Annotated in this window: 28 protein-coding genes; 14 read left to right on the top strand and 14 right to left on the bottom strand. The window is 59.7% G+C overall.

Annotation, left to right across the window (positions count from 1 at the left end):
* Positions 1-68 precede the first annotated feature (68 nt).
* Both ACN50D_RS12720 and ACN50D_RS12715 read right to left on the bottom strand, forming a co-directional pair.
* On the bottom strand, positions 69-1,034 hold the full coding sequence (locus tag ACN50D_RS12720; protein WP_212633698.1) for a barstar family protein: 966 nt from the start codon (positions 1,032-1,034) through the stop codon (positions 69-71).
* Complete coding sequence (locus tag ACN50D_RS12715; RefSeq protein ID WP_212633697.1) at positions 1,003-1,206, bottom strand: IS110 family transposase; 204 nt, start codon at positions 1,204-1,206, stop codon at positions 1,003-1,005. The genes ACN50D_RS12720 and ACN50D_RS12715 overlap by 32 nt, the downstream gene beginning before the upstream one ends.
* 604 nt (positions 1,207-1,810) lie before the next feature.
* Between ACN50D_RS12715 and ACN50D_RS12710 the strand changes: the two genes are divergently transcribed.
* Positions 1,811-2,185 carry a hypothetical protein gene (locus tag ACN50D_RS12710; protein ID WP_212633696.1) on the top strand — a complete coding sequence of 125 codons (375 nt, stop codon included), beginning with the start codon at positions 1,811-1,813 and terminating at the stop codon, positions 2,183-2,185.
* Positions 2,186-2,263: 78 nt separating this feature from the next.
* On the opposite strand, the gene ACN50D_RS12705 is transcribed toward ACN50D_RS12710, so the two are convergent.
* Entirely contained in the window at positions 2,264-2,398 is a 135-nt protein-coding gene (locus tag ACN50D_RS12705; RefSeq protein WP_283245750.1) for a hypothetical protein, read from the bottom strand.
* Between the two features lie 106 nt (positions 2,399-2,504).
* Between ACN50D_RS12705 and ACN50D_RS12700 the strand changes: the two genes are divergently transcribed.
* Positions 2,505-3,086 (top strand): hypothetical protein, encoded by a 582-nt coding sequence (locus ACN50D_RS12700; protein WP_136472926.1) that lies wholly within the window; start codon positions 2,505-2,507, stop codon positions 3,084-3,086.
* Between the two features lie 125 nt (positions 3,087-3,211).
* Here ACN50D_RS12700 and ACN50D_RS12695 read toward each other — a convergent pair whose 3' ends face one another.
* The 4 genes from ACN50D_RS12695 to ACN50D_RS12680 form a co-directional block, all read right to left on the bottom strand.
* Complete coding sequence (locus tag ACN50D_RS12695; protein ID WP_249343098.1) at positions 3,212-4,105, bottom strand: hypothetical protein; 894 nt, start codon at positions 4,103-4,105, stop codon at positions 3,212-3,214.
* A 162-nt stretch (positions 4,106-4,267) separates the two neighbouring features.
* Positions 4,268-4,768: a hypothetical protein gene (locus ACN50D_RS12690; RefSeq protein ID WP_136472928.1), complete on the bottom strand. Its 501-nt coding sequence runs from the start codon at positions 4,766-4,768 to the stop codon at positions 4,268-4,270.
* Between the two features lie 31 nt (positions 4,769-4,799).
* The gene (locus tag ACN50D_RS12685; RefSeq protein WP_212633695.1) at positions 4,800-5,381 is read right to left on the bottom strand and encodes a DUF6461 domain-containing protein; all 582 of its coding nucleotides are present in this window, start codon (positions 5,379-5,381) and stop codon (positions 4,800-4,802) included.
* 31 nt (positions 5,382-5,412) lie between these two features.
* Positions 5,413-5,856, bottom strand: coding sequence for a hypothetical protein (locus ACN50D_RS12680; protein ID WP_212633694.1), 444 nt, complete (start codon positions 5,854-5,856; stop codon positions 5,413-5,415).
* A gap of 299 nt (positions 5,857-6,155) precedes the next feature.
* On the opposite strand from ACN50D_RS12680, the gene ACN50D_RS12675 reads away from it, so the two are divergent.
* Positions 6,156-6,482 carry a hypothetical protein gene (locus tag ACN50D_RS12675; protein ID WP_212633693.1) on the top strand — a complete coding sequence of 109 codons (327 nt, stop codon included), beginning with the start codon at positions 6,156-6,158 and terminating at the stop codon, positions 6,480-6,482.
* 842 nt (positions 6,483-7,324) lie between these two features.
* Positions 7,325-8,230 (top strand): hypothetical protein, encoded by a 906-nt coding sequence (locus ACN50D_RS12670; protein WP_419970229.1) that lies wholly within the window; start codon positions 7,325-7,327, stop codon positions 8,228-8,230.
* Here the strand turns inward: ACN50D_RS12670 and ACN50D_RS12665 are convergent.
* The 5 genes from ACN50D_RS12665 to ACN50D_RS12645 all read right to left on the bottom strand — a co-directional run bounded on the left by ACN50D_RS12665 (position 8,190) and on the right by ACN50D_RS12645 (position 13,285).
* Positions 8,190-8,498, bottom strand: a complete 309-nt coding sequence (locus tag ACN50D_RS12665; protein ID WP_249343097.1) for a hypothetical protein — start codon at positions 8,496-8,498, stop codon at positions 8,190-8,192. The genes ACN50D_RS12670 and ACN50D_RS12665 overlap by 41 nt on opposite strands.
* A gap of 227 nt (positions 8,499-8,725) precedes the next feature.
* Positions 8,726-10,165: an amino acid permease gene (locus ACN50D_RS12660; RefSeq protein ID WP_283245749.1), complete on the bottom strand. Its 1,440-nt coding sequence runs from the start codon at positions 10,163-10,165 to the stop codon at positions 8,726-8,728.
* Between the two features lie 395 nt (positions 10,166-10,560).
* The gene (locus ACN50D_RS12655) at positions 10,561-11,862 is read right to left on the bottom strand and encodes an ArgE/DapE family deacylase (protein WP_212633690.1); all 1,302 of its coding nucleotides are present in this window, start codon (positions 11,860-11,862) and stop codon (positions 10,561-10,563) included.
* A gap of 18 nt (positions 11,863-11,880) precedes the next feature.
* Positions 11,881-12,540 (bottom strand): 3-oxoacid CoA-transferase subunit B, encoded by a 660-nt coding sequence (locus ACN50D_RS12650; RefSeq protein WP_212633689.1) that lies wholly within the window; start codon positions 12,538-12,540, stop codon positions 11,881-11,883.
* Positions 12,524-13,285: a CoA transferase subunit A gene (locus ACN50D_RS12645; protein ID WP_212633688.1), complete on the bottom strand. Its 762-nt coding sequence runs from the start codon at positions 13,283-13,285 to the stop codon at positions 12,524-12,526. Before ACN50D_RS12645 ends, ACN50D_RS12650 begins: the two co-directional genes overlap by 17 nt.
* A 494-nt stretch (positions 13,286-13,779) precedes the next feature.
* On the opposite strand from ACN50D_RS12645, the gene ACN50D_RS12640 reads away from it, so the two are divergent.
* The gene (locus tag ACN50D_RS12640; RefSeq protein ID WP_212633687.1) at positions 13,780-14,733 is read left to right on the top strand and encodes a LysR family transcriptional regulator; all 954 of its coding nucleotides are present in this window, start codon (positions 13,780-13,782) and stop codon (positions 14,731-14,733) included.
* A gap of 6 nt (positions 14,734-14,739) precedes the next feature.
* Here ACN50D_RS12640 and ACN50D_RS12635 read toward each other — a convergent pair whose 3' ends face one another.
* Positions 14,740-15,411 (bottom strand): GntR family transcriptional regulator, encoded by a 672-nt coding sequence (locus ACN50D_RS12635; protein WP_212633686.1) that lies wholly within the window; start codon positions 15,409-15,411, stop codon positions 14,740-14,742.
* A gap of 374 nt (positions 15,412-15,785) precedes the next feature.
* Here ACN50D_RS12635 and ACN50D_RS12630 point away from each other — a divergent pair, with 374 nt between their 5' ends.
* From ACN50D_RS12630 to ACN50D_RS12620, 3 genes are all read left to right on the top strand, one after another.
* The gene (locus ACN50D_RS12630) at positions 15,786-17,147 is read left to right on the top strand and encodes an aspartate aminotransferase family protein (RefSeq protein WP_165639483.1); all 1,362 of its coding nucleotides are present in this window, start codon (positions 15,786-15,788) and stop codon (positions 17,145-17,147) included.
* Between the two features lie 249 nt (positions 17,148-17,396).
* Positions 17,397-18,614 (top strand): acetyl-CoA C-acetyltransferase, encoded by a 1,218-nt coding sequence (locus ACN50D_RS12625; RefSeq protein WP_212633685.1) that lies wholly within the window; start codon positions 17,397-17,399, stop codon positions 18,612-18,614.
* An 853-nt stretch (positions 18,615-19,467) separates the two neighbouring features.
* Positions 19,468-19,962 carry an MFS transporter gene (locus tag ACN50D_RS12620; protein WP_249343096.1) on the top strand — a complete coding sequence of 165 codons (495 nt, stop codon included), beginning with the start codon at positions 19,468-19,470 and terminating at the stop codon, positions 19,960-19,962.
* An 894-nt stretch (positions 19,963-20,856) separates the two neighbouring features.
* Here ACN50D_RS12620 and ACN50D_RS12615 read toward each other — a convergent pair.
* On the bottom strand, positions 20,857-21,861 hold the full coding sequence (locus tag ACN50D_RS12615) for an iron-siderophore ABC transporter substrate-binding protein (RefSeq protein ID WP_168798931.1): 1,005 nt from the start codon (positions 21,859-21,861) through the stop codon (positions 20,857-20,859).
* Between the two features lie 573 nt (positions 21,862-22,434).
* Here ACN50D_RS12615 and ACN50D_RS12610 point away from each other — a divergent pair.
* From ACN50D_RS12610 to ACN50D_RS12585, 6 genes are all read left to right on the top strand, one after another.
* Positions 22,435-22,830: a helix-turn-helix transcriptional regulator gene (locus ACN50D_RS12610; RefSeq protein WP_212633684.1), complete on the top strand. Its 396-nt coding sequence runs from the start codon at positions 22,435-22,437 to the stop codon at positions 22,828-22,830.
* Between the two features lie 329 nt (positions 22,831-23,159).
* The gene (locus tag ACN50D_RS12605) at positions 23,160-23,537 is read left to right on the top strand and encodes a hypothetical protein (protein ID WP_165639480.1); all 378 of its coding nucleotides are present in this window, start codon (positions 23,160-23,162) and stop codon (positions 23,535-23,537) included.
* 18 nt (positions 23,538-23,555) lie between these two features.
* Positions 23,556-24,047 carry a hypothetical protein gene (locus ACN50D_RS12600; RefSeq protein ID WP_212633683.1) on the top strand — a complete coding sequence of 164 codons (492 nt, stop codon included), beginning with the start codon at positions 23,556-23,558 and terminating at the stop codon, positions 24,045-24,047.
* Positions 24,048-24,170: 123 nt separating this feature from the next.
* A complete protein-coding gene (locus ACN50D_RS12595; protein ID WP_207624593.1) occupies positions 24,171-24,677 on the top strand; it encodes a helix-turn-helix domain-containing protein in 507 nt (168 codons plus the stop codon).
* A 383-nt stretch (positions 24,678-25,060) separates the two neighbouring features.
* Positions 25,061-25,678, top strand: a complete 618-nt coding sequence (locus ACN50D_RS12590) for an MspA family porin (protein WP_249343138.1) — start codon at positions 25,061-25,063, stop codon at positions 25,676-25,678.
* Between the two features lie 123 nt (positions 25,679-25,801).
* Positions 25,802-26,206 carry a hypothetical protein gene (locus ACN50D_RS12585; RefSeq protein WP_165639477.1) on the top strand — a complete coding sequence of 135 codons (405 nt, stop codon included), beginning with the start codon at positions 25,802-25,804 and terminating at the stop codon, positions 26,204-26,206.
* Positions 26,207-26,298: the final 92 nt, after the last annotated feature.

Genomic DNA, 26,298 nt, shown 5'->3' with positions numbered 1-26,298 from the left:
TGCTTCTTTCTCACGAACGCGTCAGAATCCTCACTCCGGTCACTCTCCGTTACCGGATCGGGGACCAGTCACGAATCCACTTGCCGGATACCGTTCGGGAAGTCGGCCAACTCCTGGTACTTCTCAAACGCGGCTTCCTGATAGCCGAGTTTGTACAAGGTCTGTGACATCTGCTCGAAGAGCATGCCCGCCCGCTCGACGGCGCGAAAGACCTCTTCGCCCAGCACCATGGCATCCCCCACTCCGCGGACACCGATGAAGACGTCCCAGAATTGCTGGCCGGGCAGTCGCCGTGCACTGGGATGTTCTCGGTGGAAACGGACTGAATTCTCCGGTACGAGTGCGGGATCGAGAACCTGCCACCGACCGATCTCGCCGAGAACGGGTGCGATCACCTGATCCAGTGCAGACACATAGTCGGCAGCCTCATCGGACGTGGCATAAATCCGAAACCCGAATTCGAGGACGTCAGCTTCCTCGAAAGGAACCGGCGGATCCGGAGGTGTATCCCACACCGTGCCCTCGTAGACATCGACATCTCCGACCGTCCCGAGATCAGCCGCAATTGTCTCCACCAAGCACAGCATCGGATGGCCGTAGAGAGCCGCCAGGCGCGCCTGCCTTGCGAAGATCTCCAGGATCTTCCGGCCGGTGCGATGGTCGATGTGCAGCAGCACGTCGAAGTCCGCGATCGCAAGGACAGTTCCCACCGTCGCAGGATCGCTGCCATAGCTGAAAGTCGCGACATCACTGAGGACATCGTTGAACGCATCCAGGTTCTTTCCGTAGTAGTCCGGGAACGACATCGACGCTGCGAACGCGGCGTGCATATCCTCAACCGAGGCCCATTCCTGCGCCTCGACCTCATGCACCAGATAGCCGAGGTCCGTGAGTCGTGTGCACGCGCTGTCGAACTGGAACCGAGTGGCGTACCGGAACACGAACCCCGACTGCAGAAGCGTCCAGTCGAAACCTTGCCGCTGCTCATCGAACAGTTCCCACTCAGTCGGATCGAACACCACCCTGCGCGCCATCCACCGAGCGTATGCGTATCCGATCGCGATCAGGGACGCTGTCGACGAGCGTCGACAGATCCGCTTCGTCGTTCGCGACACGGCGGGAGAACAATTGCGTTCCGTCGCTGTCGATCACCACGCAATGGTGGTGGGCTTTACCTGCGTCGATTCCTGCCCAGAGTAGCTTCACACGCACCCCTCCGATGGTTGTCGAGTCGGCTGAAAAGCCTGATGGACGACCTCTCCGTCGTGTCCTTACACAGCGATATGGTTCGCGTCTCTCAATGAGCGGTCGAGTCGTCGACAACACCGGGCGGCCATTCTCCTTCAGCCATGCGCACAGCAGAAACAAAAAGAGCCATACCCGGCGTCCCCAGGCAGCTCCGAACCTACAAATATTCGGCCATCATCGCCCAGCAAAAACGGTAAGGGAACAAATAGAACGCTTTTCCGGACGGAGCGAAGCGGAGTTCTCCTCGGGGGACACCGCAGGTAGCCGGGCCGCCGGGCAGGCGGATGCATTAGGTGATCCGACCGACCGGGTTGAGTGCCAGGCATTTACTCATCGGGAGCCGAAAACGGCAAGTTGCCCGTTTCCACGTCCGCTCTGAAGGGCGATAAGCCTTGTTTCGCCTAGTCATAAAGTATGAGTAGCCGTATTGCGAGGCTTTCCACTACCGCGGACGTGACCGACGTCATGCTGTCGCAAATGTTCGGTTACCGGATTTTGCGATACCGTCGGTTACATCAAGTTGGTTGCGGTCGATGCAGCCTTCGCGTCACAGGAGGTTTCCATGTCCCGTTCACGTATGGCTGTAGCTGCGCTGTTGGTACCGGTCGCGGCCGGTGCTGTCGCTCTCCTCGGGGCGGGTGCCGCTTCTGCTGCTACGCCGTATTCCGGAGACGGTTATGTCGGTGTTCGATTCGATCCGAACGAAACTCAATTCATTGCCGACACCAATGCCGCGGATTTCCTCGAGGTCGTTCCGAACGACTACTGGAGCATCGCCCTCGGCGAAGGCTCGATCTACAAGGGCGACGGCCAGCACGTCTACGCCAGCATCGATCAGTTGGTCGAGGAAACAGCGTCCCACCGAGGTGAAATCTCCTTCTCGCTCACCGATCCTGCGATCTGGAACAACAACATCTACATCCTCCAGAACTGGTGACATAGGTCGAGTTCGTACGCGTAGGGCCGGTGAACGCATTACTCACCGGCCCTTGTCGCGTATCCGTAATTGCCCGGCTCAAATAGTGGCCGGCACTTCGGTGACGGCGTCGGCGGTCACGAGCATGTCGATTTCGACGAGGCTGCAACGGGTCAATCGTTCACATACAAGCACGACGACACGCACCCCACCGAGTGGATTCTGGTTACTCACGAGGGCGTGGCAACTGAATCGTGCTCAGAGCGAGTTCGAGTTGATGCTCGTCCAAACGAACGGATATTTGATTTCGCGTGAGCTCCGACATGGCAAGCTCGAGAGCATGAGAAGCTCACTGGGTACGGCCTGGACGATCCTGATGTTGGCCGGAGCGTTGATGGCTTGTTCACCTGGTGAGGAAGAAATCGAGTCGTCCGATAACCGCCACAGCCAGTCGGGGTCTGTTGAAACCCCTGATGGTCAACTGATGATCGCCGGCCCGATCGCGACTTGGCCGGAAGGCCCTACGGGCATGCCGCAACTCCCACACTCGATATTCTCGGCCGACGACACGCGCAGAGGTGCATCCGCAGGTGACGGCGTCGTCATCATCCACACCGGAAAACAGTACGGGCCCCGCGTCGACGTCACCGTCAATTCGGTGCAATCGCCACCACCAGACGATGAGGGTTGGGAAGAATCATTCGATCTCGAATTCTCGACTGCAGACGGTCAGATGTACGTGTACGACCTGAATTCGTTCTCGTATGCGAGGGGTTTCGAACAGCCCATCACCACCGAAGGTGCCGGTACGTACACCATGCGGGTGTCTACTCGAGGCAGGGTAGCGAATCAAAACGATGGGAATTCGTCGATTCCGGAAAGCTATTTGTTGCAGGTATGGAAGTCGACGGCACCCGAGTAAGCGAGCGTGTCTCACCAGATGCAAATCGTCCAGTTTGTCGACGGTCAAAACGCACACCCAAACCCGAGAAGCGAGCTCAGGCGTGATTCGCTTCCTATCCTTGGGCCGAGCGATCTCGACACCTGTCAACGCCGAAGGTTGCCTCTCTCATCGCATACAACTTCCGTCCCGAACAGCGAATACGAGGCGGCTGATGCTTCGTAGAGTCGATAGACGAATCCTGCAGCAAACTGGGCGGGTTCGCGAATAGTCGGATTACAGCCGGGTGGAAGGAAGCGGCCGAACGTCATCTGATTGAGGCTGGGGATCTCGAACTCCAGTTGGAAGCATCGCTTTTTGAGGATCCGCTGAAAGGTGAACCGGACGATTCCGCCGCGGAGCCATTCGAGGGCGAGGGGCCGAATGTCGCTTCTGATCGCGGACCTGCGAGACAAGGCACCGAGGGTGGCAGCGAATGCCTCGCCGAGACCGGAACTTTCGGGTGGCGCGGTGACACGAAGAGTCCAGTATCTTCCTCGCCGGTCCATGTACGGCTGATAGAAATCGCGGTTCAGGGAGTGATACACCGGTGTCAGAGGGCCGAGAATCTTATCCGCACGGTACACAGTGAAGTCCCGAAACATGTTGGAGTACTTGCGCCAATCGAAATCCGGTGGGGCTTCGGTCATCGTTCCAGAACCTGAGAAGAACGCGGCAACAAGGTATCTCGACCATGTCTTCTCGAGATCCGGTACGTAGATGTAGACAGGTCCCAGGTTCACCGGTGCGGCGTGCCGCACGACGTCGATAGCGGTCGAAGGTTGCAGAACAGAATCCGTGACGGCGAAGCTGAGCATTCTGTTTCCGGTGTCAGGAATGAATGTTCCGTCATCGTCGACGCAGCGCCGGGCGACGGTGATCCGGACCGGGGTACCACCGATTTCTGCCCGATACCCGGGCTGGGGGATTCTGCTTCCGCGCAGAATTGCCTGGATGTCGATACCGTCGTCACCGACTGGTACTGGCTGGAGTTCACCCATGTCGTGCAGTGTCGGCGAAAGCGAAGTGTAGGCAAGTCCTCTCGGGGTGCTTGGTCACGGGTCTACTCCTGATGACTCCGCACAGAGACGAAGAGATCAACTTTACAGCTTCCGGATGCGCAGATGCGATCTGCTGGCGGCAGTCGTCGTGAAAGCGCGAGGTTATCTTCCGGACGTGTGCTTTATCTGGCGGGGAGATTCGGCCTCTGCTGTGGGCCACATTTGGATCAGGTAGTCCTCGACAGGATCGCCATCGTGATGCGCATCGAATCGGATATTTTTCCCGCGGGCGTAGATCCGCACGCGATACCGACGTTCCCCTGGTGGTGTTAACCCGACAATATCGGCTGCTTTCCCGTCTGCGTTCATGTTGTCCCAGAACGAAACGATGTTTACACGGTGGGCAATGGCCTGAGTCAGGTCGCCTTCGACGGAGTCTTCCCATGCGCTGTCGTCATAGAAGGGCGGCGTGTGGTGTACCTCGACGGTGACATTCACCGGCCCGCTTTTGACACCCACATTTACCCGTAAAAGGTCGCCGGCGAACATCGCGAGCGGAAAGTCGGGATTTTGGCCGTGGATCAGCTCCCGCAGTGGGCCTGCTTCGATCATGAACTGGTGATAGTCGGTGTCAACGACTGATTGGTGTCGTTCGATGGTCACTCCGAGCTTCTTCCGACTGGTGTGGTGGGGGTTATGTGCAGGTTTCGGTGATCATGGGCTCGATCGGCATCTCGGACAGCGACGTCACCCCTGCAATTCGGGCCTGTAGGCACACGCCGGCAGACATCCATTGTTCCCAGTCAAGTCCCAGTTCCTCGTCGAGATAGCCTTCAAGACTTCTCTGATCGGACGGATCCGCTATCCGGCCGAGTTCGAACCGACGCTCGACGACGCCTTCGCGTGCGAGAACGAATGTGGACAGCATGTTGACATCCCACTGGACTGTGATGCTGGTGCCGAAAGCAGCGGACAGCCGTTCTGGCAACGGGGGCAGTATGGCGGCGATCGACAGTTCCTCGAGTATCCACGTCCAGTCGCCGACCGCGGCTGCATGGCGCATCGTCAGAGTGTCCTCGTCGGCAAGCGAGTCCAACCACTCTTCGGTACCCATCTCGGTTGGTTTGCGTAGCTTCCGAGGATTGGCCGAATCGAAGACCTCCAGCACGGCTTCGACATCGGTGGAATGAACCAGTGTGAAGCAAAGTCCGAGATCGAAGCGATCGTCCTCCTCGACCCAGGCGAACTCATCCTGTAAAAACTGATCACTCTCCATTTGGCAAGCATCTCATCCCGCAATTAAAGTTTTAGGTGGGCGCAATGGTGTAGTTGCCGAGCGCATCGTCGACAGTCACGAAATATGTCCGTTTGTCTTCATTGGTCGTGTAGACGTTGCAGGAAAACTTGATCCCAGGTTTCGCCGGAACGCGCGATTGAAGGCACTGTGCCCGGTCGACGGGAGCTGGCGTTAAGTCTGCGACCGCTTGTGCATGCACCGATCTCTCGACTTCGCGTAAGTCGAGTTCGAGAGTGGCGGTGGGAAGCGGGTAGTCGATTGCATAAGGATTCAGAGTGGGAGGCGGTTCATGGGGATCGTCTTGAGCATCTGGACCTTCGGCTCCGATCACGACGATCTCGCCAGGCGAGAGGCTCTGCTCACTCGATCTTTCGCTCAAGGCAACGACCCCAACTGCGACAAGAGGTGCGGCAACGCAGCCGGCGACAATCGCAAGCCTGACACGGGATGGCATGTTTCTTCCTTTTCGCGGTCAGATGTATTGCTTCTCTGAAACTGGTGTACGCCGTTACAGGCTATGACCTATCCAGCGCTCGTATCGGTCTGCTGGGGCCAAATCTGTCTGCACGCGGACACCGGGCGTCGAGGGGCGCAGGTGGATGGCTGTCGTCATCGCCCCTATCGAACGGATTTCACCGACTGCATTGGGTCCTAGAAACGATCGAACGAGAAGAGGACCTACTGGCTGCGTTGCCCTAGCGGTGGGTCCGGCTTGCGATCTTGCACGAGTGATCATGGTGCAAGGATGAGGGGATGCGCCCGAACAGGTACCTCGACGATTATCTGCATGGGCTGGAGTCCCTGGGTGGGGTATACCCCGATGACGCGGGGGCGATCGCCGAGCACGGCATCGTGGCCGCCCTCGACGATGATGATGCGTTCGTGTTCTTGCTGCGCTTGGTCGGTCCAGACGCCCCGGCGTACGCGGATGAACTGTGGCAGTTGATCAGTGGTTTTCTGAACAGTCGCCGCGTCGAGGAGTTGTTCGGAGGCTCTGAGGATGCCGGGTTGGCGGATCCCAACACGGTGAGAGGCCCGAGATACTTCCCGCCTCCTGCTCGACCGAGGATCCCAAGGTGAGAGTGTCCGACGGCTACGGCCGTGCCAAATAATTCAGGGAAGAACGTGCCAAATAATTTCGAAAGTCGGACCGTTGCCGGAGACGTCTTTGTGTCCGAGAAAACGAACGATTTGCACGCACCAATTCGGGCACTGTCTCGCCCGGCCCGAGTCGAGGGAAACAGACAGGATCTAGTCAGAATCGAGCGTGCGGTCGCGTCGTACGAGATTCCAGCTGTCGCTGACGCGAGGGCAATTCCGAGATTGCGAGGCCCACTGGACGACCTTGGTGCTTCCATGCCGCTGTTACCTACGAGCCCGGATCACCCTTGCCATAGATTTACCGAGTAGGCATGGTCTCCGCGAGTTATGGCTAGTTCTGAAGGGTAGTCGGGTTGAACATAGTGAACGCTTTGCCGCCGCCGTGCGTGCTCGTCGGGGGTCGTAACGAGGGCGTCGAGGACCGGATCACAGCGGCAGTGTCGAAGTACACCGAGAGCATTACGCCTGTACGGAACACGCCTCGATGGAAAACTTGGGACTCGATCGTCGCAATTGGAAATTCGCCCTTTCTGCCTGCGCTTCCCGACTCGCGCGAGCTACGCGTGGTTCAAATCGGGGGGAAGGCACTCGGAAGCTTCCGCGGGTCAGCTGGCAATAGGTCCGGCATCTCGGGTCCTGCTAGTTCTTTGTTCGAGTCCTACAGTGTGCTCCGAACCGAGCTCAAGCCCGGGCATGAACTGCTACCTCCTCAAGGATTGAGCGAGGAGCGAGCGAATCTCGTGAAACGGCACATCATTCCGCTCCTGCCGCAATACCCACACGAACGAGCAGTGTTGCATCGGTCTTACAGCATCGAGGACGTGGAATGGCAACCGCTTCTAGAGAACGCTGATGGCGAGGCGATCGCGGTCATCTATAGACCTCATCGCGGTGCCCGCGAGGTGTGGTACTTCCCCGAGGAAGCTGATCATGCGTTGGACGCGATTCTTCGTGTGGCCTTTACCGAATGGAATGCACAAGACCCGAACCGCTTCCCCTCGTCGCCGAGCTGGACGTCCGACGCACGGTGGATGTCCGCGGACCAACAGCAGCGCGTGCTGACGTTACGGAACGAAATCGATTCTGCAAGAGAACAGATCGATCACTTGACCTCTGCAATCCGAGAGTCCGAGTTCAAACTTGACGTACTGAGTGGTGATGTTGAGCAATCGCCTCAGCGAAAGCTGCTGATGGCCACAGGTGATGAACTCGTCGACGCCGTGGCCTACGCGCTCAAGGCATTCGAATTCGATGTTGTCGATCTTGACGCACTCGTGAGCGAAGGAGTGGCGAAGACCGCCGACCTCCTGGTGTCCGAGGACGACTGGAGTGCGATAGTCGAAGTGAAGGGTTACGCAAAGGGCGCAAAGTCCAACGATCTCATGGACGTGATGAAACACCGACGAGCTTACGAGCGTCGACACGGGTGTGACGCAGGAAGTATGTGGTACGTAGCCAACATCTTCCGTACGCAAAGCCCCGAAGGCCGACCCGAAATTTTTGCTGGTGCGGACGACCAACTCGATTCATTCGCTGACCCTGATGGTTTGGTAATCGACACTCGAGAGCTGTTTGATCTGCTCAAACAAGTCGAGTCAGGTGCCGTGTCTCCCTCGGCGGCACGAGCCGTATTGAAGAACTCAACCGGACGGTTCTCCTGTCACACGGAACTCCTGCAGGGCAATCTCATTCCGGATGCTGCCCCCCGGGTTGTCTCCGAGCTGTAGATTCCCGATCAAGATGGGTTGCAGCCTTTGTGTGGGCTGTGACGGTGTCTTCGATGCGGGTCGCGAGGTCGACGTCTTCTCTCAAGGTTGCTGATGCGTTGGCGGCTCCGATGGTGCCGACGCACAGGTTCCAGGCGAGTCGGTGTGTGGTGGGAGTGTCGGTGAGCTCACCTTCGGTGATGGCTGTTTCGATGATGTCGCTGATGACGTCGACCCAGTGTGCGAATGCTGCGCCGTTGTTGATGGTGGGTTCGAGGGTGAGTTTCATGCCGGCCCGCAGGTTGGTGTCTTCGCCGATGCGCTGTGCGAGCGAGATAAAGATCGCTGTCAGCTTCTCCCCTGCTGTGCTGCTCGGACTGGCCGCCAGTGCTTCGCTGATGGTTTCGTCGAGGGTGTGGTTCCAGTCTGAGATGAGGTGTTCGGCGATCGCCTCTTTGGATGGGAAGTGGTAAGTCGCGACACAACCGTTCTCGACTCCAGCAGCGTGTGGGATCGTCAGTTCCGTCCATCGCGGACCGCGTCGTTCTGTGCCAGTTTCGACTGTGCAGTAATTGTGTGGGCAGTGTCTGTTCGGGATGGAGTTCGCCGTTGGCGTACGACTGCGCAGGCCATGGCCACCGATGTTGCGATGAGGGTCAGGACTAGGGGTGGTCGCGTCTCCGTGTTGATCGCAAGCATTGCGGTGAATGCGAGAAGCAGAACGATCACCGCCCAAGAGATGTACGGAAACCCCCACATCCGGACCGGAAGCTCGACGCCCTCACGACGTGCCCGCGAGCGGCTTCGGATCTGGGTGGCGGCAATGCACAGGTAGACAAGAACCACGATGGAGCCAGTGGTGCCGGTCAGGAGCACGAAAAGGGACGAAGTCGATAAGAAATAGTTCGCAACCCCGGTGACGAATCCCACCATCGACACAGCGAGAATTGCTCTCACCGGTACCCCCCGACGTGAGGTGCGGGTGAGCGCCGCGGGGGCCTCACCGTTGCTACTCAACGCGAACAGCATTCTTGACGAGGTGTAGATGCCCGAGTTCAGGCAGGACAGCACAGCAACGAGGACCAGGAACTGCATGATCAGTGTGCCACCGGGGATGCCGAGTTTTTCGAGCACAGCGGCATATGGGCTGCGGGTGATCGAGGCATCATCGCTGGGCATGAGTGTGACGAACACGGCAACCGAGCCGATGTAGAAGGTCAGGATACGTAGGACGGTCGACCGCATGGCCTTGCGCACCGCCTCAGCGGGTCGGACGGCTTCTCCGGCGGCAATTGTCACTACTTCGGTTCCGTTGTACGAGAACATCACGACCAGCAGTGCGGGCAACAGCGCTGCCCATCCGTGTGGCGCAAAACCGCCGTCTCCGAGCAAGTTCGAGGTACCCGGCGCGGGGACACCCGGGAACCAGCCAGCGATGGCAACGACTCCGAGGATCAGGAAGAGGCAGATGGCGCCTACCTTGATGGTGGAGAACCAGAATTCGACCTCGCCGTATGCGCGTACCGTGAGCAGATTGCATCCCGTCAGGAGCGCCATGCACACGAGGGCCGCCAACCAGGCGGGGGTCTGCGGCCAAAGTTCATGCACCAAACCGCCGCCGATAACGGCCTCGATACCTACCGTGATTGACCATGAGTAGGCGTACAGCCACCCGATCGTCTGGCCGGCCCAACTACCGAATTCTCGGCTGGCGTAGGCGGCGAACGATCCGGTGGTCGGTGAGGCCACCGACAACTCGGCCAGCATTCTCATGATGAGAACCACCAACAAACCGCACCCTGTGTACGCGACCAGCGCGGCCGGTCCGGCGGTATTGACGACACTTCCGCTGCCGACGAAGAGGCCGGCACCGATGACGCCGCCGATCGCGATCATGCTCATTTGGCGGCTATTGATTGATGCGCGCAGGAGGGGCGCGCCGGGAACTTGGGTCATCGTTGACTCCGGTGTCGGTTCGGTGAGTGTTTTGTTGATCGGGGGGATGTCCATATCGATCCTCGGATTTGTGCCTTACAGGGCAGGTGTTTGGGGAGGCGGCCCTGATCTTTCCTAGGTGATGCCGCCGATCGACTCGGTGAGTGCCGTGAGCGCGTGGCGTCTCCCCACAGTCTTCGAGCGCGACGAAAAGTGCTCTCAACGAGTGGCGGTGTTCATGGGTATTCCTCATTTCTTCAAGGCCTGACCATGAGCGCCTTTCCATCTCGATGCTTGTTCGCTCCGGTAGGCGCGGACAGTGCGAGCGGTGAGTGCCCGATTTGGCACTTCGTGAGAGAACTTCGGTGTGCAATTTTTTGCGGCTTGAGCGGTAAGGCCAAGGGCGGCAGTAGTATTCACGATCTGTTTTTGTCGTCCTCAAGTCCACACCAGGACGCGATGAACAACGCGGTCGCATGAGTGACGCGGCGGACCGACTCGAGATCAACCCGTTCGTCGAAGCCGTGAATTTCCTCGGCGTGGGGTCCGTACACGAGCGCGGGAGTGCCTGCATAGAGTCCGAAGAAACGCGCATCGGTTGTTGCGGTAATCGCCTTGTGCTGCAACGATTTCCCCGTGGCGTCTCGGTGAGCTGATTCGAGCAAGTTCTGGGCGTTTGCCGCGTTCGGAGTCGTGTCGTCGATCAGGGCGTACCCCTCGGCGGCGAAGCCGTCGTACACGATCTCGGGAGTGTTGTCGGCCAGGAAGGGGTGCTTCCGGGCCGCATCGTGGATGACGGATTCGATATGGGCCCGCAATGCTTCGATGCTTTGGCCGGGGAACAGGCCCATCCGAACGTCGAAAGTGCACCATGCAGGCACCGAACTGGCCCAGTCGCCTCCGTGGATCTTGCCGATGTTGAGGGCCAGGGCGCGCTCTTGGTCAGCGAACGCGTGGTGGCGCCGAGCTTCGGTGTTCAGCTCGTGTTCCATCTCGTGCAGCGCGGCAATGAGTGGGATTGCCGCTTCGATGGCGTTGGCCCCAGATCCTGCGTAGGCGACATGAGTCGGGCGGCCTCTGAGACGCACTTGAAACCAGAGCACGCCGACTTGTGCAGCGACGAGGGATTCGGAGAACGGCTCGGAGATCAATGCCGCGTCAGCGTGGTATCCGCGGTGCAAACAAGCGAGGGCACCATTGCCGGTGCATTCTTCCTCGACTACCGATTGATAGAAGACGTCGGCGGCGGGCCGTTTCCCGAGATTTCGGAGGGCCTCGAGGGCATATAGGTTGGTGGTCAGTCCAGCCTTCATGTCGCCGACGCCGCGACCGTACATCCACCCGCCGTCGATGGTGGGAGTGAAGGGATCGTGGGTCCACATTTCGAGAGGTCCTGGGGGGACAACGTCGATGTGTCCGTTGAGAATTAGGGATCTTCCACGTCGAGTGTTGCTGCGGAGGGTTCCGACGACGTTGACGGCGTTGTCGTAGGCTGCGGGTACGGGTGAGAAGCCGGGCATTGCCGATATTTCGTCGACGTCAAGATTCCAGCTGTCGACTTCGAATCCGCGCTCGGCCAAGACATCGGCGACGAATACTTGCGCGGGTGCCTCTTTGCCGCGCAGTGAGGGGTATCGCACGAGTTCTGCAAGGAACTCTGTCTCTTGGTCGAATAGTTCGTCGACGGCGTGCAGAATGTCCAATTTGGTTGTTTGCATAGGTATTTGGGCTCTCGTTTAGACGAAGGTAGTCGGGTTTAGAGCAGAGATGACGAATTCGGCTCCGGTGACCGAGCGCAGTTCCCGCACACTGATACCGTCTGCGATGTCGATCAGGCTCAACCCTGTTGGAGTGACGTCGAAGACCGCCATATCGGTGTAGATCCGGCTCACGCGTCCTCGTGCCGTGAGCGGAAGCGTGCATTCGGAAACGATTTTGGGGTTACCTTTACGATCGACATGGGACGTAACCACGCCGACCCGACGACTCTTTTGCGCGAGTTCTATGGCCCCGCCCATACCGGGGGTGAATTTGACCGGGATCTTCCAGTTGGCCAGGTCCCCGTGGCAGGAGACCTCAAAGGCGCCGAGCAGTGTGAGATCGATTCGACCGGAACGGACGATCGCGAAACTGACTGCGCTATCGAAGAAGGCAGCACCTGGCAGGTGCGTCACATAGGCACCGCCGGCGTCGACGAGATTGCGATCCGGGGTGTCACCGGGCGCTGTCGGTGCGACTCCGACGATACCGTTCTCGGAGTGGAGGCAGACGGAGGTTCCAGGGGTGATGTACTGGATCACCCCTGTAGGCAGCCCGATGCCGAGGTTTACGGTCATTCCGGGGACAATGTCCGCTGCCACACGGCGCAGCATCGATTCCTTAGCGTCCAACAACATTGGGGACCTCCGGTAGTTCGAACATGTCGATGACGTGGTCGACGAAGTTGCCCGGAAGGTGAACATGGTCGGGCGCGATGTCGCCTAGACCGACGCATTCCTCCGCTTCGGCAATTGTTTGACCGGCTGCCATCGCCATGATCGGGTTGAAATTTCTCGCCGTCGCCGAAAACGTCAGATTCCCGAACGGGTCGGACTTCGCGGCGTGCACGAGCGCGAAGTCGGCAGCGAGCGCAGTCTCGAGAATTCCGACTTTCTCGCCGACTTCGACGCACTGTTTGCCCGTCGCGATCTCGGTGTCGATTCCCACGTCAGTGACGAAGCCGATCAGTCCTGCGCCCGCGGTTCGGATACGTTCAGCGAGAATGCCTTGCGGTACGAACTCGACGTCGATCCGCTCCTCATTCATCATGTGGACAGCGTTCGAATTGAGTCCGATGTGGCTGGTAATGATGCGGTCGACCTGACCATTCTCCAAGAGCCAATCAACCCCCGAGCCGGTCTCGTTCGCGTCGTTCTTGATGATCGTCAGGTGACGTGGCCCTTGCCGGACCAGCTCCTCGATGAGGAGAAACGGAGTGCCTGGCGCGCCGAATCCGCCAATCATCACTACCGCACCGTCCCGGATCTGGGAGACAGCTTCTTCGATACGGATAAATTTACTCGGGAGTGTGAACACGAACCATCCATGTGCATTCGTAGGGCCGCGTAGCGCGGTCGCATTCTCGATGTGCTGAGTGATCACTTACGCAGAGTGCTCACGTACGCGGAAAGGAGAGAAGACCTGGCCATTGCCGACCGAAATGTGTGCGGGTCGTGATGAAGATTACAACGTCCTCAATTAGAGAACAAAGAAATGTTCGACTATAGAGAGAATTGATCTTGTCTATTCACAGAGCGAATCTCTTCCCACATTCCGCGATCACACTCGTACGGCGCGCTGGCCGCGACGTATGACGAGGATTTGAGCATCGCGCGAACTGCGATGCAGTGGCGAGACCTCGCCAACTGATGCACGGACACCCATGAATTGGATGGGGGGTTGCCGCGCTGGAACATTCGCGTTTCATGGCGGCGGATTCGGGAAGGCCTGCGTGCGCACGGACAGCACGATGACAGACAACGTGCGCTGACATGCCGATGACCAGCTACCTCCCCCGTTGCGCTGTGGGACGCCACACATACCCACCTATCATTGAGGTCTATATCAGTGCGCGACGACCATTCTCGGAGCCTATTATGCGACCGTACGAACAACCGTTCCTCTGGTCCCTCGACTGGAACCTCCTGCGAACTTTCACTGTTGTCGTCGAACAGGGAGGGATCACGCGCGCGGCGGACTTTCTCGACCTGAGCCAACCCACCGTCAGTAGTGCTTTGAAGCGTTTGGAGCAGACAGTAGGTCACCAGCTGCTCGACCGACGCCCGGGCCATTTCTCGCTGAGTACGGCGGGGGCGGCACTCTACCGGGAAAGTAGTGCGATGCTCGATTCAGTCTCGCGAATACCCAGCCTTATGGTGGCCTCCGAGCAATCCGTATCGGGCCACGTGTCCCTTGCTGCAGCGAGTCACGTAGTGAGCCCGCACTTCGACGAAGTGCTGCGACAGTTCAATGCGGCCCACCCGGACGTGACATATTCAACCGTGGTGACTGACAGTGCTGACGTACTCAGTCGGGTACGGCAGAACCGAGCCACTTTCGGTATCTGCTTGATGCGTGACGAGGACGTTGCTGTCGAAAGTCATGTGCTCTACTGCGAATACTTCGGACTCTACTGCGGCCCGGGGCACGAATTGTTCGGGCGAACACGCATTGCGCTACCCGAACTGGCAGGGAGAACGGCCGTGTCTTTTCAGACCGAGTTGGAAAACGGCCCACTCTTTCGGGTACGGCAACTCCGGGAGCGGTTCAAACTGGATCCCAAGCCGCGAGGGGTGTCGGCGAACCTGCTCGAGGTCCGCCGCATGATCACCGCGGGCCTGGGCATCGGGGCATTGCCTGTGCATACCGCACGTGCCGACGTCGAGTCGGGGCTGTTGTGGCCGCTACTTCCTACATCCGAGCTTTTGTCGACCGAGGTCCATCTGGTGATCAATCCGCGCCGCAGTTTCGACGCCGCCGAGGCAGCGTTCCTCGGGCGCGTCCGCTCGATGCTGGACGCAGTCCCAATCGCTCAACGTACCTACCGATGATTCGCTTCAAATACGAAAGTCGAACTCCGCCAACAGTAAATCCGCCGTCGCCCGGATCTCTTCGGCCAGGAGCTCAGCCGCGAGATCCACGTCGACTGTTCGCAGGGCATCGATGATTTCTCGATGGCGAAGAACGCGGCCGACGCTGCTTCCCATCACAATCCACCTCGCTTCCCAGAAGAGTGGGCTTCGTCGTAGCCAGAGACCCTCGATATATCGCAGAAGGAGAGGGGAGTTGGCAGCGCGATAAATCTCGAAGAGGAACGCAGTGTCCGCTTGCTGCGCAGCGAGGGTGTCGCCGGCGAGGCGGGCGACGTCGTGGTGGTGAACGAACGTGCCGAGACGCTCGAAACTCTCGGAGGTCAATTTCGGTGCACCTAGCTGCAAGGCCAGGGGCTCAAGCCGAATACGCATGAGAGTGAGGTCCTCGAATTCCCGCCGGGTCAGATGCGGCACGATTGCGGTGCCCGCCCGGGTTGTGTCGAGTGCATTCTCGTGTACGAGCCGTCGGATCGCTGCTCGGCACGGCATGGGGCTCAGGTCGAGAGAGTCACTGACACCACGAATCGACAGGCGGTCCCCCTGCCCGTATGTGCCTAGCACCAGCGCCTGTTTGAGGCGCTGATAGGCCAGCTCTTCCAGGCCGCCTGATGTGGATTCTGCGGAGACGTCGTGCATGTATGACTTTCAGGTCGAGGTCAAGATTTCTAGACGTCGTTATTGAAGCATTGCCTGCCGTTACAGCAACCTTCAAGGCATGAATCGTTGAACCGTAGGTGTTCCGCGACTGTCCTGCCGTAGTCGTTCCCGTGGCTCGAGAGCCCAAGCGCGTGCCCAGGTCGAGTTGGCGGAACCGAACATTAGGTGAAGCCGAACGAAGATCCACGCTTTTGTGATCACAAAAAGTATGCCATCATGATCACAAATCTTCCGTCAGGGTGCCAAGTTACATCCGATCGCAGTGCTCGTCCCTGCGTGTCCAATCCGGCCAGCTTCGCCTCACCACCCGATCGACGAACCAGCGACAAGCCAGAAAGAGGAGAACGAAAACAATGCAGGTAGCGTCACAAGCCAAATCCCACTTGTTCTACCAATCCCATGGGCGACGTCCATGCGGGTCGCACGCAGCTGGGATATACATCTGGGACGGGGACGGAAACAGATACATCGACGGGTCCAGCGGAGCGATGGTCGTCAACATCGGACATTCGAACTCCAATGTGATCACTGCAATGAAGAACCAACTCGATCGCGCAACATTCCTCTACCGCACGCATTTCGAGAACGAACCGGCCGAGCAACTGGCCGCCGACTTGGTCCAACGTATGCCCAACGACCTAGACAAGGTCTTCTTCGTCTCCGGCGGTTCCGAGGCCACCGAATCAGCGCTCAAACTGGCCAGACAGTGGGCCGTAGCGACAGGCCAAAACAACCGGTGGAAGGTGATCTCACGCTTCCCCTCGTATCACGGATCCACGCTCGGAGCGCTCGCGGTAACCGGCTACGACGCCCTGACAACACCATTCGCGCCAATGCTCCAAACCATGCCGAAAATTTCGGCCCCAACCGCCTACTTGGACCGCGACGAACTCAGCTTCGAAGAGCGAGGCATCCGATACGCCAACCAGCTCGAGTCGACGATCCTCGACGAAGGCCCTGAGTCTGTGCTCAGCTTCATCATGGAACCTGTCGGCGGCGCCTCGACCGGAGCCTTGGTCGCGCCGGACACCTACTACGGCCGCGTGCGGGAAATATGCGACCGTTACGGCATTCTCCTCATTCACGACGAGGTCATGAGCGGTGCCGGCCGCACCGGAGAATACCTCGCCGGCGATCATTGGGCGTGTCGTCCCGACATCGTCGCGATGGCGAAAGGGCTCGGCGCCGGTTATGCACCGCTCGGTGCGATGATCGCATCGGACCGTTTGGTGGCGCCCATCATGGAAGCGGGGGGCTTCGCCCACGGGTACACCTACGCAGGCAACCCTCTCGCCTGCGCAGCAGGAGTGGCAGTCCTATCCGAGATCGACAGATTGAACCTAGTCGCGAATGCAGCAAGCATGGGAACCCGACTCAAAGACGGACTCCGGATGTTGGCGAAGCGCTACCCCTTCATTGGAGATGTGCGCGGCAAAGGGCTGCTGTTGGCGGCGGAGTTCGTCAGCGACAGGGAAACCATGGAGCCACTTCCGACGCATTTGAACGCGTACAGTCGCGTCGTCGAGCTCGCCTACGAACGAGGGCTCATCATCTATTCGCGGCGCACACGCGGCGGCGCCGCAGGAGACCACTTCCTGGTCTGCCCGCCGATGATCGTTACTTCCGACGAAGTCGACACGATTTTGAACGTCATCGACGACACCCTCTCGGCGCTAGCGAACGAGCTCCACCTTCCAGTGGAGACCGCAAGATAGTCCGCACCCATCAGCTCAGCGAACCGGGTGGACCTGACGGTGCCGTGCACAGTCACGGGACCGAGGCGCTGGCCAATAATGCTGGGCTGCAACACGATAAGGGATGGCGGTACGTTCGAAGTCTGAGCTTTCTCAGTCAATGAACTCGCCGATAGCTTTCGCTTCGGCGTGCCATCCCGAGCGCTCGATTTAGATGGACAAGAAGTAGGTGTCGTCCACAAATCCGTCGACAATTAGAGAGGAATTTTCATGCCCGAAGCCGTTATCGTCTCGATCGCCCGTTCGCCGATCGGTCGTGCCATGAAGGGTTCACTGGTAGGAATGCGCCCGGACGACCTCGCCGCACAGATGGTCCAGGCGGCCCTTGACAACGTGCCTGCGCTGGACCCGACCGACATAGATGACCTGATTCTGGGCTGTGGTCTGCCAGGCGGCGAACAGGGATTCAACATGGGTCGCAACGTCGCGGTCCAACTGGGCTACGACTTCATTCCCGGCGCCACCGTCACCCGGTACTGTGCGTCTTCGCTGCAGAGCACCCGGATGGCGCTGCACGCGATCAAGGCAGGTGAGGGCGAGGTGTTCATCTCCGCTGGCGTCGAAACGGTCTCTCGGTTCGTCAAGGGCAACTCCGATTCACTGACCGAGACCCAGAATCCGCTGTACGCAGACGCGCAGATCCGAACCCAGAAGCTTGCCCAGGGCAACCAGCGGTGGGTAGATCCACGACAGGAGGGCTTGATCCCTGACACGTACATCGCGATGGGTCAGACTGCGGAGAACGTCGCCCAGGTCACGGGAATCACTCGTGAGGAGCAGGATTCGTGGGCGGCGCGCTCGCAGAATCGCGCAGAGGAAGCGATCAGAAGTGGCTTCTTTGCCCGTGAGATCACCCCGATAGTGTTGCCAGACGGAACCGTGGTCTCGAAAGACGACAGCCCTCGCATCAGCACCACCTACGAGGCGGTCGCCCACCTCAAGCCGGTTTTTCGCCCGGACGGGACCGTCACCGCGGGCAATGCGTGCCCTCTCAACGATGGTGCCGCGGCGCTGGTAATCATGTCCGATACCAAAGCGAAGGAATTGGAATTGAACCCGTTAGCTCGGGTCGTATCGACCGGGGTTTCCGGGTTATCGCCGGAGCTCATGGGGCTGGGCCCGGTCGAGGCATCCAAGCGTGCTCTCGCCCTAGCCGGGATGAATATCTCCGATATCGACCTCGTCGAAATCAACGAGGCGTTTGCGGTCCAGGTGATCGGTTCGGCGCGGGAATTGGACATCGACGAGGACACACTGAATATTTCCGGCGGCGCCATCGCGTTGGGTCACCCGTTCGGCATGACCGGTGCGCGCATCACCGCAACGCTGCTGAACAACTTGACCACACACGACAAGCAGTTTGGCCTCGAAACGATGTGTGTCGGAGGAGGGCAGGGTATGGCTATGGTCCTCGAACGATTGAGCTAGCTTTGTTCCTTTTGCCGCGTTGCCTCGATGCCGCTCCCGGGTATTCGCAGGTCCATCGCGGTCGGGCCGTAGCAGTGCGCCCGTTCAGGATGCTGCTGAAGGCGGCGTATAGGGACCGTCCCCCTGACGAAGGTCGGGGGGTGCGCACGGTACGACGAGCCGGGGCGTGGGCTGCTAGGGCCACCCACCGCCGGTGGTGGTCGATCTGATGCTCGGGCTATTGGGCGGTTGACCGGTGGGGCTGCTCGCAGCGATCGGCCTTATCCTGTTCTTCCTCGGAGGAGGTAGTCCGCCACATCCAGACTCGCGTGTACTACAACATCGCATTCCCAGGGACGTTCCTTCTGCTCTCGATTGTCTGCGTCCCGGCACTGCTGTCGATCTAGCGGAAACGGTAGACACTTCGATAAACACTCGGTCGCGAGTACGACGCTGCGTGGGTGCGACGCACACGCAGTCCGCTTGACCTGCCAAACAGTTTCGGGCTCCGTTGCGCTGTTCATGTTGTTCGCGAGCCATTCCACGTCCAACTGGACCATCGGTCCTCGCAGGCAGCAGCGGCCGCCGTTGCCTTGGACGTAATGGGTGAAGCACTCGTTCTCGTACCCGCCGCGTTCTCCGGTGCGGGGCATCGCGACAAAGCTTGTGGGAAAGGCTGTTTCGGTCACGGTGATACCTTCCCTCGAGTCGGTGGAGTCGCTCCCCTGTCACCATGTCGAGTACTTCTGTCAGCTTCGCAATGCCAAACAACCGTCCCGGGCTCAGCACTATATCGGGAGTGCTCGACTACAGTCCCCTTCATGGGACGGGACGGACCTGTGGCGTCCGCTACGTGGAGCGTCGTGAGTAGCGGATGAGTAATGTGACGCCGCCACAACGTAGTTCATCGTTTCGCCGCTTTCTCACGGCCGCGGTGATCAGCTCGGCCGGCTCGTCGGTGACAGCTGTGGCGATGCCCATTCTGGTCGTGCAGCTTCTAAACGCGACGCCCTTCGAAGTCGGTGTGGTGAACGCGGCTCAGTTCATCCCCTATGCGGTGCTCGGGTTGGTCGCGGGGGTCTACGTCGATCGGTGGCGGCGCAAGCCGATCCTCGTGTGGGCCAGCATCGGTCGAGCGGTAGCACTCGGTACTGTTCCGCTCCTGTGGCTCGCTGGGCTTCTGCACATCTGGGTTCTGGTCATCGTGTTGCTCTTGTTCGGCTCCTTCTCTGTGTTCGGCTTCGCTGCGATGCAGTCCTTGTTGCCCCGGCTGGTTCCACGCAGTCAACTGGTGCAAGCCAACGCTCGACTCGACCAAGCCGACGCAGCAGCAACGACATTGGGACCAACGGTCGGGGCGCACTCGTAGGCCTGCTCGGCGCTCCCGTCGTGATCGCCGTCGACGCAATCAGCTACCTCGCTGATGTCGCACTCAATTCCGGTCTCGACGTAGACGAGCCACGACCCACTGCTCGCTCCCGCAACCTGATGAACGAAATGCGTGAGGGTCTGAGATTCACCTACCGCCACCGCACGCTCAACCCGCTCGCAACATCGACACACGTGTGGTTCCTCGCCAACGGAGCCGCATTGACTGTGCTGTCGCTGTTCACCCTCCGCTCGCTCGGGTTCAGCCCCCTACACATACGGTTTGCTTCTGACGACCTTCGGAGTCGCCAGCCTGCTCGGAGCATCGAGTGCACACGCAATCGGCACGCGAATCGGATCCGGGCGAGCGGTTATCCTCGCCCGCACGTTGTAAATCCAGCAACTCAGCCTCGAAGCGCACCACCTTCGCGCAGAACTCCACCACCGCAACTCCGTCACCACCATCTCCACGCCACGTAAATGACTTCCGGACGAAAGTGGCTATAAATCAACCAATTACCCGATCCTCGGCACAGCCCCCATGGATCGCAATTTAGTCGAGGGTACGAAGCCATCCTTCGACTGCTATGGTGCGCCAGAGCGCAATGGGGAGTACTGGCGGGGGTCGCACTCGGGCAATCGCCGTCGCGATCCGTATCGGGAGGCTGCAGGACGTCCGCTCTCACTCTGGTAGCGACACTCACGATGCACGTTCGATGTGAATGTATTTCGTTGCTGTACGGCAGATTTCGCCCTTAGAACGACATAATCAGCGTTTTATCGGCAATGGCATTCAATATGAATGTTGTTTCTGTCCGACACATGCGATAGTTCGAACTCGACTACGGTTCCAACGCGATAGCGACAACGTAAGCGGTCGTCACAGATGCGCTGTTCATCGGATATGGGTAGCGGCCTCAGATGCGTCCGTCACGAATCGTTGTGTAAACGCGGGAATCGTCAAGGGCGACGGAACCATCGATCCGAGGAAGGCGAGATCGTCCTTGCCGTAAAGGATTGCGGCGCCGGACTTGACAGTGTTCAGTTCCCCGAAAATAGGTGCGTCGCGGATGGATTGGGCGCTCTGCGACGGTGCCTGTACGACAATGATGTCCGCGTCGATCTCCCCGGCCAGTTCGTAAGACACATCGCCGACAAATTTGCCGCCGGTGCTCTCGTCCAAAGCTCGGATACCCGGAGACGGAAGGAGTCCCAGTTCCTGTATGAGCCCATTGCGGGGGTCGCCGGAGAGGTATGCCCAAATGCCTTCGGGGTGAACTTCGACAAAACTGAACGTTTTCCCGTCGAGTTCAGGGTGTGCCGTTCGAAGTTCTCCGATGCCGTTGGAGAGCTGTGCCTCGAGGTTTTCTGCTTTGTCGGTCATGCCTACTGCTCGGGCGACTGTGCGAAGTTGTAGGCGCCAGTCCAGTGTCCAGTCTCCACCGGGTGACCCGACAGTCGGCGCAATCCGACTCAGTTGTCGGTAGCTGTTTTCGCCGAGTGTTCCGTAGGTCATCAGAATCAAATCGGGGTCAAGGGCCGCGATCTGCTCGACGCTTTGGTCTCCGTCTGGAAGAAAAGTCGTGACCGTCGCATCGACGTATGGTTCCACCCACGGTTGAATACCGTCGTCGTTGGTTGCACCGAATCCGGGGTAGGTGGCAATTCCGACCGGGACGACCCCAAGGGCGTAGAGGATTTCGAAGTCGGTACTGCCCAATGCCACAATTCGCTTGGGGCGCGCGCTTATCGTCGTTTCACCGTAGAAATGCTCGATCGAGACAGGAAATGCCGTGTCGTCTCCTGCGCTGGAAGTCGCCGGAAGCGAATCCGGGGAGTTGTCGGAGTTTCCGCAACCTGCCAGTGACCAGAATGCTGCGATCAAAATGGCTACCACCACTGTCGCTCGTGAGCGCGGCCTGATCCGTGACACCTGAGTTCCTCTCGCACGGTGCGGGAAATCGCCCACACTCTCCGAAGAAGTTAGCCTTGCTTTACCTTGGTTACAATGCGTGAATTACGCCTTCGGTATCGGAGAAAGGTCACTTCAGTGGCAGAAATTCCGCATCATCTAGCCGGGGACACACAGGAATGACGCAAAGTATCGAAATTGCGTCAGATCGCGCTTTTTATGTGACGCGCGACATAGCGGCCGGAGTTTTGCACTTTCCGGCCCACCGCCACGACACCGACGAACTGATGTGGGCGCGTCGCGGTCGCCTCGAGCTCGTCGTTTCGGGCAATCGACTCAGCTTGCACCGGGGGGCACCTCGCGTGGATACCGTCGAGGGAAGTACACGAGGCCACGTTGCTCGGCGACGGCGAGCTGCTTTGTTTGTTCGGGTCGACGGCGCTTCGACCACGTGGTGAACGGTGGGGTCACGAACGCGTCGTCGCTGTCAGCGAATTGACCGCTGCGCTGTTGACACATCTGGAAGATTCCGATCGCCCTGCCACGGAGCGGGGGCGAAGCGTGGATCTTCTCTACGAACTGATCGACAACTCCGAGGAGCGAAAAGACACTCTCGCGATCCCCTCCGACGCTCGGGCATCAACCGTTGCGAACGCGCTCATCGCCGACCCTTCCGATTCGCGGACGCTCGAGGACTGGGCGCGCAGTGTGGGCGCGAGCCCGAGAACGGTGGCAAGAACCTTCCAAACCGAGACCGGGATGTCCTTCGGTCGCTGGCGAACGACGGTTCGCGTACATGCCGCCATGGACCTGTTAGGGCGGGGCACGCCGGTACATGAGGTAGCGGCAGCCGTCGGATATTCGTCGACAAGTGCTTTCATCGAAATGTTTCGCACAACGGTTGGATCGACCCCGGCGGTATACACGCGAAGCATCTTTGGAGATTCTCACACCTGATGCCAATGCGTGGGAGGACTGAAAGCATTGGGTTCGCGATATCGAGGGCGGATTCCCTCGGTCGCGCACCTGTTCAGTGCCAAAACCGAAGACTTGCCGCCGCGCGAGAATGACGACGCCTGGGACGACCCGTTCGGGACCATGGACACCTGCCATCGATACGGCAACGAATAGAGATTACCCATGTGATCTGACTCCCAAGTAAGCCCATAGGGTTGCCGATTATTTGCCGAATGGCGTTCACTGGAGGCACAGGCCCTCCACCTATTTTGGTTTCGAGGCCCCGGATTCGACCCCTGACTAGATCCGAACGAAGAAAGGCCCTTTCGATGACAGGTGCACTCAAGATCGTTGCCGCTCTGGCCATCCCGGCGGCTGCTGGAGCTGTGGCGGTTGCCGGCGCAGGCTCTGCCTCGGCGGCGACTCCGGTATCGGGAAACGGTTACGTCGGAGTCATTCTCGATCACCACGAGACGGTCGTCGCGAGCCAGATCAACGCGGGCAATCTGATCAACGCCGCATTCGGCGACGCCTGGACTGTCGGGTTGCCGCACGATTCCATCTGGTACACCGGAGCATGGACCCCGGTCACCGGCGATCAGTTCGTCGACGAGGCAGCCTCGCACCCCGGCGGTCGTGTCGGGCTGTATCTCGTCGACCCCGCAATCAATCAAGGGAACATCTTCAACGCCGAAAGCGCCTGGTAGAGAACAGCTGAACCCGGCATGCAGGAAACCGTGCATCACCGTGTCGGTATCACCGTTGTTCGCCGATGTGCGATCGGTGTTCTCGCTGTCGCGGCGATCATGTCAGCGGGTTGCTCGCCAGGAGGCGACTCCGTCGACAGCCTGAGTGCCGGCGCGGGTGAGCGGTATGCATCCGGATGCGCCGAATTCGGTACCGAGGTCGAATTCTCGTGCCGTTTCCAGGCATCGTTGTGCTCGGACTCCCTGAGTCGCAAGTCCGCGTTGGTGCGAAGTATCGACGAATCGACTGCAGCTAACCTGGCGCGGGCGTGGACAGGTCAGAGTTCCTCACCGATCGAGATATTCAACCGCAGCGTCGACCGGTTCACCTCCCTCGACTGCGCCGCCCCAGCCGAGAATGCTACGGCCACTGCGGATTCGGGTATGAGCGCGGATCGGTGTGCATTTCTCGCAGCCAGCGCCGAACAACAATTCCGCACCATGACACTGCTACTCACCCCGGCTCGTTGACTACCACGGACATCCCGTGTGGGAGCGCCACTCCCCCCTCATACGTCGCCTACCCCGGAGCTGCCTGCCTCGCCGGTACTCTCACCTCGGGCATGGGAGCAGACAGAAGAAAGCGAGTCAGTGATGGTCGGGCGAGTGGCCGGCGAGGACGTGTTCCAGGTCAGGTTGAACGAACTTTTCGCCACCGTCGACGCAGCCCGAGGCGGTCGGCGTTTGACGAACACTGCGGTAGCGAGAGGCCTTCTCGAGCGAGGCTGTCGGATCTCGACACCATATCTCTCCCAACTGCGGTGCGGTGTTCGCACGAGCCCATCCGATGAGGTCGTAGGTGCGCTCGCCGACTACTTCGGAGTCTCCCCCGGCCACTTCTTCACCGTCCCCTGGACCGGCGACCGTACCCTCGTCGAGGCCCAGGACGCCGATATCGTCGACCGTCTCGACAATCAAGAACTGAAGCAGCTGCTGCAGGCCGCGAACGGGCTCTCGGCGACCTCGCTGGAACTGTTGCTGAAACTGGCCGGCAAACTGCGCATCTCCGATCAACGTCGGAAGGTTCCCGCCGACTCACCGGGCTACAGCCGACTTGCCGAAGCAGCGGTCGGACCTCGCCGCACCACCCCGACGAGATAACCCTCGCCCCAGTTGTCAACACGTTTCGGTGCTGGGTTGCCAAAAAATCACTGATCCGCAATAAACAGTCACCATTTCGTGATCATGAGGCTCGTCACACACCCCACGCGAACAAACCGCCTGGTCCGAGTGTTCCGGAAATGTTGCTGTAACGCCGGGTACGACTTTTGGTGGGCTGAGTCGGATATCGGGGGCTGGTCGGGCATCCGTGTCGTGTTGTAGCGTCCCGGTCAGACGTTCAGCTAAGTTTCGGCAATCGATCGGGTTGCTGGACTTTTTACTCACCTACAGGGAGACCGACCATGGCCACCACGACCGTCGAGACCGCTCAGGCCCGAGTAGGAAAGCACCGTATCGGTAAGGCTGTGGGTTCCTGTGCTGCGATGTCGGCCGTGCTGATGGCGGGTTCTCTCGCGTTCACCGGCAGCGCATCGGCGACCCCGACGGCGCTGCCGGACAAGTTTGCGAGCACGGTCACCGACGACGGATGGACCCTCGACCTGGCAGCTACCAAACTTTCGGCGAACCCGGTCCCGAACCTGGCGACAACCGCATTCACCCGCGAGGGGTTCGTGTCGGCGAAGGTCACCGGCACCATCTCCGGAGCCGGCAATTCTGCGGTGAAGACGGGCTACGTCGAGCAGGGGTTGCAGATCGGTTGCCAAATCGATGTGTCCTCCGGCCTCGGCCTGGGACTTGGTTTTTCCCTCGGCCCGTCCGTCGTGGTCAGCATTTCGGGGGTTCCGTCGGCGAACGTCGGCGTGAATGCCTCGGTGAACCCGAGCATCCAGACCACCATCGCACCGGGCACGATCACCACGATCCCGCTCGGGAAGAAGGACCTCGAGGCTGCGAAGGCGTCGATCACGGCGGAGAACGTGCACGTCAAGGTCGATGCGTGCATGGGCCCGGTCACGATCCGTTCGTACGCGCAGTTCGCGGTGTCGACAGCCGTCTCGGACAACAGTGTGTTCGTGTACTCCGATCCCACCTGGCTCTGATCCAGGACTGTCGTCAACGGTAGTCCGCGCCCGCAATCGCACGTCTCGGTTGCCGTGCTGGGCCGCCGTTGGCGCTGTTACCCAACACTTTCCACTTTTCCATCCATCCATCAGAGGAGCATCATGTCTTTGACTCGTACGAAGAAAATCGCGGCCACGACCGCGGCTGCATCACTCGCTGCCGGCGGGATTCTGCTCGCTACCGCACCGGCTGCAACCGCGGCGCCTGCACCGCGGCCGGGAAATGTTCCCGCCAGCTACGGAGCGCCAGTGGTGAACATCCCGATCAACCACGCCCTGACCGTCGCCGCCCACCAGAGCGGGATCGTGGCCGCACTGTCGAATGCGAATGTGACGATCCCGGTACCGGGGTGGACTGGGGTGATCGACGCTACCGCGGAGGTCCTGAAGAACCAGACTGCCCGAGCTGCCCAGTACCCGAACGGGTGCACCTCGTACCAGTTCTATCTTCCTCCGGGTGGAACGTGGGCCGTCAACGCTGCCTCGTACGCCAACTGCCCCTGGTAACAGCCGCAACTTCCGTCCACCACCGAATCCTGCACCCGGTGACCGCCCGTCCTTGTGGCCGGTGACGGGTATCTCGAGTCCCGCGTCTCTGG

The sequence above is a fragment of the Rhodococcus sp. SB1D genome (assembly GCF_048573875.1).
In the GTDB taxonomy this organism is placed as follows: Bacteria; Actinomycetota; Actinomycetes; order Mycobacteriales; family Mycobacteriaceae; genus Rhodococcus_F; species Rhodococcus_F qingshengii.
This window is presented reverse-complemented; position numbering and strand designations above follow the sequence as displayed.